Here is an 8,961-nt window from a genome sequence, read left to right on the forward strand (position 1 = left end):
ATGCTGCATAATCAATGAATTGCAAATGTAAGAATTGTGGCAAGTTTCCCGATAGATGCAATATTTTCGCCATGGAATTCGTTTTTCTACGCTAGACCCAACCAGAAGTCCCATGCCAGATGGGTTGTGTCCGGAAGACCGCCGGTGCAACCGTTTTTCCTATGTTATGGTCATATATGAAATTGCTTATTTCGAAAATTGGATCAATGAAGAAGACCCTTTTTGTCGTTACCCTTTTAGGTTGCGTCCTATCGCACCAACATGTGCAAGCCCAGTTCCGCAAATATTCCAATGAGTTCCTCAATATCGGCGCAGGAGCCAGGGGGCTTTCTATGGGAGGGGCCCAGATCTCCTCCGTAGCCGATGGAACAGCTGCCTACTGGAACCCTGCCGGTCTGGTGCAGGTAAAAGACAACCCGCAACTTAACCTGATGCATGCCGAATACTTCGCGGGCATCGGCAAGTACGATTATGGCACCCTGGTACTCCCACTCAAAGACAATAAAAGAGTCATCGGTCTTTCACTACTCCGCTTTGCGGTGGACGATATCCCCAATACTATCTTCCTGGTTGAATCTGATGGTACCATCAATTTCAGCAATATCCAGACTTTCTCCTCAGCAGATTATGCGTTTATGTTCTCCATGGCGCAAACCATAAAAATGAAGGGCGACCGTCAGATCAATATCGGCGGTAATGCCAAAGTGATCCATCGTAAAGCGGGCGACTTCGCTACTGCCTGGGGCTTTGGATTTGATGCCGGTATACAGGTGATAGACAAGAAATGGAGGCTCGGCCTGATGGCGCGCGACGTAACCACAACTTTCAACGCCTGGAGCTTCAGCCTCAATGAAAAGATGCGCGAAGTATTCTACGTTACCAATAACGAGATCCCTGTAAAAAGCACGGAGCTGACAGCCCCCAAACTGATCCTCGGTGGCGCTTACTTCTTCAATTTCAGCAAGAGCCTGAGACTGATGACCGAAGCCAACTTCGACCTCACTTTCGATGGGCGAAGGAACACTGTGATCAGCAGCAACGCCGTGAGTGTGGATCCCCGTCTCGGACTGGAGCTGGGATACCGCGACGTATTCTTCGTGCGCGCCGGTATCAATAATTTCCAACGTGCGCTCGATGATGATGATGAAACCAACAAAAAGAAGATCTGGATCTACCAGCCCGGAGCAGGTGCAGGTTTCAAAGTAAGCAACGTGCAGATCGATTATGCTTTCACCAACCTGGCTAACCAGAGCAACCCGTTGTATACACACGTGTTTTCCCTGAAAGTTGACCTTAAGAAAAAACAGAAATAAGATATAGTCCCGACCCTATCGAGAACCCTGAAAATTACTTTATGAAGAGATTTTTTACACTGTTGTTGCTACTGGCGGGTCTTAACCTGGCAGCCCAGTCTTACAACAATGAATGGATCAAGTACGGGCAGCCTTACTACAAATTCAAGATCGGTAAAACCGGCATGTTCCGCATTCCACAGGCGGCACTCGCGGCTGCAGGGCTGGACAATGTACCCGTTGAGAACCTGCAGATCTGGCGCAATGGCGTACAGGTATCCTTCATGCCGTCCAATCCTTCAGGACCGCTCCCTTCAGGAGGGTATATCGATTTCTTCGGACAGAAGCTCGATGGAAAACAGGATAAGGCATACTACCGCAACCCCAACTTTCAGCATACCGACAAAGTAAGCCTGATGGGGGATTCTGCGGCTTATTTCATTACAGCAGGCGCTGCCGCTAACCCCTATATGGAAGTCATCGGCACCAATAATGCCGCTACCAGTGGGCTTACTCCCGAGCCTTACTTCATGTATACCTACGGCAACTATTATACAGATAAATTCAATCCCGGTTATGCATCAGTGTTACCCGAATATGTATACCTCAGTACATATGACCAGGGTGAGTTCAGGTCTTCTGCCGATGTTCAGCCCACTGCGGCCAGACAGGTGAACGTGAACAACCTGCAGCCTTTTACCGGCGGCGGGCCCCAGGCAACCTTCAGCTATGGAGCAACCGGTAACGCTCAGAACGCGCGTGCAGTAAAAGCCCTTGTGAACGGTACTTCAGTTGATGAATCCGTGATGGATTATTTCAACGACATGAAGCGGACAGTGAATATCAGCACCAGCCTGCTCACCCCTGCAAGCTTTGTGGTACGCTGGGAAAATACTTCGGCCATCACCACTGATCGCTATGTGGTTTCCTACTTCGAGATCAATTACCCAAGGACTTTCAATTTCAATAACCAGCCATTTTTTGAATTCGTATGGCCGGCCAGATCAAGTCCTTCACTCATAGAAATTACCAATTTCAAATCAGGCGGTCAAACCCCTGTACTGATAGACCTGGTAAACAGGATCCGCTACACTGCACAGGTGGTAAGCGGCAAATTCAGGTTTGAGCTTCCTGCTTCCGCCACTGAGATCCGCTACGTGATGGCCACTACTGCCAGCGCGGATTATACCCTGGTGAACACTTTGCAGCGGAGGGATTTTGTAAACTATACCACATCCAATCCCGATGCGGATTACCTGATTGTTACCAATTCCCTGTTATTTAATGGCACCAATGGCAATAATCCAGTGGAAGATTACAAAAATTACAGGCAGACAGTTGCAGGTGGTAATTTTAAAGTAACTGTTGCCGATATCGACCAGCTGGTTGATCAGTTTGGCTTCGGCATCAGAAAGAACCCGCTCGCCGTGCGTAATTTCATTGAGTATTCCCGTACTCACCTCAATGCCCCCCCCAGGTACTTCTTCCTGATCGGACGGGGCGTGACTTACGTTGATTATGTGAACAACTCAACCAACAATGTCAACGCAGACAGGCTGAACCTGATCCCTACCTGGGGCTACCCGGGCTCAGACAACCTGCTGGCCGCCGGTTTTTCGGGCAGCCCGGTGGCACTTACACCTATCGGCAGATTGTCTGTAGTGCATCCATATGAAGTAGAAGATTACCTGGCTAAGGTAAAAGAGCATGATGCCATGCAGAAGAATTCACCCTATACGCTTGAAGGCAGGGAATGGATGAAGAACGTGGTGCATGTAACCGGTTCCAGTGAGCCTTATCTCGGTTCCGTACTCTGTAACTTTATGGGTGCTTATAAGGAGATCATTGCCGATACTCTTTTCGGCGCCAAAGTGAGCACTTTCTGTAAAGTGAGTACCAACTCCGTAGAGCAGCTTACTTCCGACCACCTGGTGAAACTGTTCAATGAAGGGATCAGCCTGCTTACTTATTTTGGCCACTCTTCCAGCACCACTCTTGAATTCAATATCGATAATCCGAATAATTACAATAACCAGGGTAAATACCCGCTGTTCTGTGTGAATGGTTGTAATGCCGGCAACTTCTTTACGTATACTCCTGCCCGTTTGGTGGCCAATGAAACCTTATCAGAGAAGTTCACACTGGCTAAAAACCGTGGCGCTATCGGCTTTATCGCCAGTACGCACCTTGGGGTAGTGAGTTATCTCAACCTGTATCTCACCAATTTTTACGCAGAGATCTGCCGAAAGGATTATGGTAAGAGCATCGGCGAGATCAACCGGGATGCCCTTCGTGATCTCTTCAACAGCACCGGTGATTACTATGCCCGCATGCACTCGGAGCAGATCACACTTCACGGAGACCCTGCCGTATACCTGAATGGCAGTGCCCGGCCTGACTATGTGGTAGAAGAGTCCGGTATCTTTGTCAGCCCTAATTTCATTTCGGTATCAGAAGCTTCCTTCAAAGTGAAAGTGAAGATGATCAATATCGGACGTGCTACCGGCGACTCCATTGTTGTGGAGATCAGGCGTCAGCTTCCGGACAATAGTTATCAGACGCTTTATCGTGATAAAAGAAGAGGCATCATGTATGCTGATTCTCTTTCTTTCGATATTCCCATCGTGGCAACCAGGGATAAAGGACGCAACAGGATCTATGTAACCATCGATGCGTTGAATGAAACCGTTGAAATGGATGAAAGCAATAACTCGGCTTACAAAGAATTCCTTATTTATGACGAAGAAGCCAGGCCGGCCTTTCCTTTCGACCTGAGCATCGTACACGATCCTGCTTCCAAATTCTATGCATCCACTGCCAATCCTTTCAGTCAGCTGAGGCAGTATGTGCTTGAAATGGATACTACCCAACTGTTCAATTCTTCCATCAAGGTAACAAAGACCATATCTGCTTCTGGCGGTGTGCTTGAGTTTGCACCCGGAATGAACTTTTTAGACAGTACTGTATATTACTGGCGTGTGGCCACGGTGCCTCCGCCCGGAGATACGCATTACCAGTGGAATGGCGCTTCCTTCACCTATATGGCCGGAGGATCTGCTACCGGTTTCGGGCAGGACCATTTTTTCCAGCATTCGCAATCCACTCCGAACAGTCTCATTCTTGATTCCGACAGGAAATGGCGTTTCTCTCAGACACAGAACCTCATCGATATCTATTCCGGTGTTTATCCGCATGCGGGAGGTCAGGACATTGATTATGCCGTGTTCATCAACGATCACGCCACCGCTCTCAGCGCTTGTGTGGGCTATTCCATTGTTTTCAACGTAATAGATCCGAAAACGATGAAGATGTGGAAGAACGTTGGTAATGACAATAAGAGTCTCTTCCTCTATGGTAGCGGTCCTGCCGATTGTGCAACAGGAAGACAGTATAATTTTGAATATTCCTACAAATTGCCAAGCAACCGTAACCAGATGGTGAAATTCCTGGATCAGGTTCCGGATGGATTTTATATTACAGCGCGAAGCATCGCCGCCGAATTACCGGGCTTCCTTCCAAAGAACTGGAAAACCGATTCCACGGCGGGCAATACGCTCTGGGACAGGCTGGCGGCAGCAGGTTTCATTTATGGTGATACCATGAATGTGCCTGGTTCATTTGCCGGTATCTGGAAGAAGAATGACCCCAGCTTCACGCCGCAGTGGCTGATCAGTAAAGCAGGTATTTATGATAAGCTCATCATCAAGTCAAGGGCCCTGTCCCTCGATTCAGTGGGCTACCTCACTTCACCCGTGCTCGGACCCGCAAAAGCATGGGACAAGGTAATGTGGAGAGGCAGTTCCCTGGAGTCGCCTTCCAGAGACAATGTTGGCCTGGAAGTGATCGGTATCAATACCAGTGGCACGGAAGTACCATTATATACACTGGATAAAACACAACAGGATTTCGATATCTCGGATATCAATGTAGATAATTTCCCTTACCTGCGCCTGCGCATCCGTAATGCGGATTCCATTGCAGGAACACCTTTCCAGTTACGTTACTGGAACGTATTGTACACGCCGGTACCGGAAGGAGCGCTTACTCCCAACCTTGGTTATACAACAAGGGATACCATGGATGTGGGAGAAGTGTTTGAGGTGAATATGCCGTTCAAGAACCTGACCAATACAAAGTTCAGGGACAGTATCCTCGTAAAAGTGAATATCATCGACAGGAACAACGTTACCCGTACCATCGCGCTGCCCAAGGCCAAAGACCTGGCAGGTGGTGATACTGCCCAGTTGAAATTCACGGTGGATACCAAAGACTTCCCGGGCAACAATACACTGTACCTGGATGTGAACCCGGATAATAACCAGCCCGAACAATACCATTTCAATAATGTGCTGTTCAAGGATTTCTATGTGCGGCCGGATTATACCAACCCCTTGCTGGATGTAACCTTCGATGGGGTGCGTATCATCAACCGCGATATCGTGTCTGCCAAACCGCATATCCAGATCAGGCTGAAGGACGAAGCCAAATACATGCTGCTGAACGATACTACTATCGGTTCTGTACAAGTGAAATTCCCCGACGGCACCAGCAGGGATTTCTATTTCGATAATGATACACTCCGCTTCACACCGGCAGTGAACGGCGCCAACAATACGGCTACTATCGATTTCTTCCCGCAATTCATTTCTCAGAACCAGAATGAGGGAGAAGAATATGAACTGGTGATCAAGGCAAAGGACAAGAGCGGCAACAGGGCAGGTACCCTGGAATACAGAGTGGCATTCAGGATCATCTCCAAACCGATGATCTCTAACCTGCTCAACTATCCGAATCCGTTCAGTACCTCCACTGCCTTTGTGTTCACCCTCACCGGCAGCGAGATACCTACCAATATCAAGATCCAGATCCTGACGGTCACCGGAAAGATCGTGCGCGAGATCACCAAAGACGAGCTGGGACCCTTGCATATCGGAAGAAATATTACAGAATTCAAGTGGAACGGTACCGATCAGTACGGTCAGAAACTGGCCAACGGCGTGTACCTCTACCGCGTGGTTACAACAATGAATGGTGTAAGAATGGAGAAGTATAAGTCAGAAGCTGACAATACAGATAAGTACTTCAACAACGGGTACGGTAAAATGTACCTGATGAGGTAAAGGAAATATGAACTTTTAAGCCGGGCGACGAAACTATTGCATGATCAAGAAAAATGTAATACTTTCGTCGCCTGATACACCCTGCTAAGTCTTAAAAGTTGATTTCCTTTCCACTTTAGCTCCAATCTTTTTACGGAAAACCGGCGTGCCACGCCACCAATGGATGATCCATATCCACCTTAAACGAAAACAAATATGACAATCCTAGGTATTTCCGCATTTTACCATGATTCCGCTGCGGCCATTATTCAGAATGGGGAAGTGATCGCAGCCGCACAAGAAGAAAGATTCACCAGGATAAAGCACGACCCTGCTTTCCCTGTAAATGCAGCACGTTTTTGCCTTGAATACACCGGCCGTTCCATCAATGATGTGGACGCAGTGGTATTCTACGACAAGCCCCTGCTTAAGTTTGAACGTCTCCTTGAAACTTATTACGCCTATGCCCCCAAAGGCGTCCGCTCTTTCATGATGTCCATGCCCGTCTGGATCAAGGAAAAGCTTTTCCTGAAAAAGATGATCTGGGAAGCGCTGGACAGTATTGAAAAGGTAGACAGGAAAAAAGTGAAGCTCCTGTTCCCCGAACACCACCTTTCACATGCCGCCAGTGCATTCTACCCCTCTTCTTATGAGCGCGCAGCCGTGCTCACCATCGATGGAGTGGGAGAGTGGGCTACTGCCAGCATCTGCCTGGGTGAAGGCAACAAGCTCACCATCCTCAAAGAGCTGGACTTCCCGCATTCACTGGGCCTCTTGTATTCCGCCTTCACTTATTTCTGCGGTTTCAAGGTGAACTCCGGGGAATACAAACTGATGGGACTGGCGCCTTACGGTAACCACGGCTCCCCGGAAGTGAAGAAGTACGTGGATATCATCAAGTCTACCCTGGTGGACCTGAAAGAAGACGGCTCCATCTTCCTGGATCAGCAATACTTCAATTATGCCACCGGCCTCCGGATGGTGTATGATGATAAATGGGAAAAGCTTTTCGGCTTCCCCCGCCGCGCTTCTGAATCACAGCTGGAACAGAAACATTGCGATCTCGCACTGGCCATCCAGGAAGTGACGGAAGAAGCCGTACTCAACCTGGCCCGCGAAGCCAAAAGACTTACCGGTGCAGACTACCTCTGTATGGCCGGTGGTGTGGCCCTCAACTGTGTGGCCAATGGCAAGCTGGATGATGCAAAGATCTTCAAGCAGGTTTTTGTGCAGCCCGCAGCCGGTGATGCCGGTGGCGCACTGGGTGCAGCTTATGCCGCCAACTATATTTATTTTGGTAACCCAAGGAAAGTGGATCCCACTAAAATGGATGCGCTGAAAGGTTCTTACCTGGGTACTGAAACCGTTGACCAGGATGTACTCACCACTGCCCGCAAATATGCTGCTAACTTCGAGCGCTTCGGCTCTGAAGAAGCACTGGTGGAAAAAGTGGCCGGCCTCATTGCCGATGGCAATGTGATCGGATGGCACCAGGGCAGGATGGAGTTTGGTCCGCGCGCACTGGGCGCACGCAGCATCATCGCCGATGCGCGTAACCCGGAAATGCAGAAAAAACTCAACCTCAAGATCAAATACAGGGAAGGTTTCCGCCCCTTCGCCCCGGTTGTGCCGGCCGAAGATGTGAACGAATATTTCGAGCACGCCGATATCTCTCCCTACATGCTGATGGTGAAACCGGTGAAACAAAAACGCCGCATTCCATACCCGGCTTCCTTCGAAGGAAAAGAACTGCTGGAAAAACTGTATTTCCTCCGCAGCGATATTCCTGCTATCACGCATATCGATTATTCAGCGCGTATCCAAACCGTTCATGAAGAAACCAATCCGCGTTTCTACAAACTACTGCAGGCATTCAAGAAAAAGACCGGCTATTCCGTAATGGTGAACACCAGCTTCAACGTGCGTGGGGAACCTATCGTGAATACGCCTGAAGATTCTTACCGCTGCTTTATGCGCACGGATATGGACTACCTGGTGGTAGGCAACTTCCTTTTCGATAAAAAAACACAGCCGGAGTGGCTTGAAAAGGACGACTGGAAAAATGAATTCACACTCGACTAACACAACACTTTAAAAATACTGAACATGGACTTTTTATCAGACCTCTGGAAATTCATGAAGGCAAGAAAGAAGTGGTGGCTTGCCCCACTCATCGTGATCCTGTTATTGCTGGGTATCCTGCTGGTACTGGGCGGCGGCTCTGCTATCGCTCCATTCATTTACACCTTATTCTAATAACATGAGCAATACAATAGATAACAGTAAAGGCAAAGTACTGGAAACCATCCTGGTGCTGGTACTGGCATGCGGTGTCTTTTACTGGTTCAGCAAAAATAATTACCTGCTGCTGGCAGCCGCTGTTATCGGCGGTGTGGGCCTTTTCATTCCTGCAGCAGCAAGAGGTATTCACTGGGCCTGGATGAAACTGGCCCAGGGCATGGGATACGTGATGAGCAAAGTGATACTCAGCATCGTGTTCTTCGTATTCATGATACCGATAGCTGCCCTCAGCCGTCTGTTCACCAAGAACAAGACCGTGCAGATGAAGG

General features: G+C 48.7%; 5 protein-coding genes. All 5 read left to right on the forward strand.

Annotated features, from left to right (window positions below; translation table 11 throughout):
- The first annotated feature begins 206 nt into the window (after window positions 1-206).
- Entirely contained in the window at window positions 207-1,313 is a 1,107-nt protein-coding gene (locus tag ACTHMC_RS24390; RefSeq protein WP_440417241.1) for a PorV/PorQ family protein, read from the forward strand.
- A 41-nt stretch (window positions 1,314-1,354) separates the two neighbouring features.
- Window positions 1,355-6,412: a C25 family cysteine peptidase gene (locus ACTHMC_RS24395; protein ID WP_440417243.1), complete on the forward strand. Its 5,058-nt coding sequence runs from the start codon at window positions 1,355-1,357 to the stop codon at window positions 6,410-6,412.
- A gap of 195 nt (window positions 6,413-6,607) precedes the next feature.
- On the forward strand, window positions 6,608-8,473 hold the full coding sequence (locus ACTHMC_RS24400) for a carbamoyltransferase family protein (RefSeq protein WP_440417245.1): 1,866 nt from the start codon (window positions 6,608-6,610) through the stop codon (window positions 8,471-8,473).
- A gap of 24 nt (window positions 8,474-8,497) precedes the next feature.
- Window positions 8,498-8,647, forward strand: a complete 150-nt coding sequence (locus tag ACTHMC_RS24405; protein ID WP_440417247.1) for a DUF5989 family protein — start codon at window positions 8,498-8,500, stop codon at window positions 8,645-8,647.
- Window positions 8,648-8,651: 4 nt separating this feature from the next.
- Window positions 8,652-8,961, forward strand: a 310-nt coding sequence (locus ACTHMC_RS24410) for an SxtJ family membrane protein (RefSeq protein WP_440417248.1), incomplete at its 3' end; no start/stop codon positions are given.

The sequence above is a fragment of the Pseudobacter sp. genome (assembly GCF_051955275.1).
In the GTDB taxonomy this organism is placed as follows: domain Bacteria; phylum Bacteroidota; class Bacteroidia; order Chitinophagales; family Chitinophagaceae; genus Pseudobacter.

Excerpts from the sequence above, each read along its gene's own strand:
- ACTHMC_RS24390 (WP_440417241.1), top strand. The coding sequence starts at position 207 with ATGAAGAAGACCCTTTTTGTCGTTACCCTTTTAGGTTGCGTCCTATCG.
- ACTHMC_RS24395 (WP_440417243.1), top strand. The coding sequence starts at position 1,355 with ATGAAGAGATTTTTTACACTGTTGTTGCTACTGGCGGGTCTTAACCTG.
- ACTHMC_RS24400 (WP_440417245.1), top strand. The coding sequence starts at position 6,608 with ATGACAATCCTAGGTATTTCCGCATTTTACCATGATTCCGCTGCGGCC.
- ACTHMC_RS24405 (WP_440417247.1), top strand. The coding sequence starts at position 8,498 with ATGGACTTTTTATCAGACCTCTGGAAATTCATGAAGGCAAGAAAGAAG.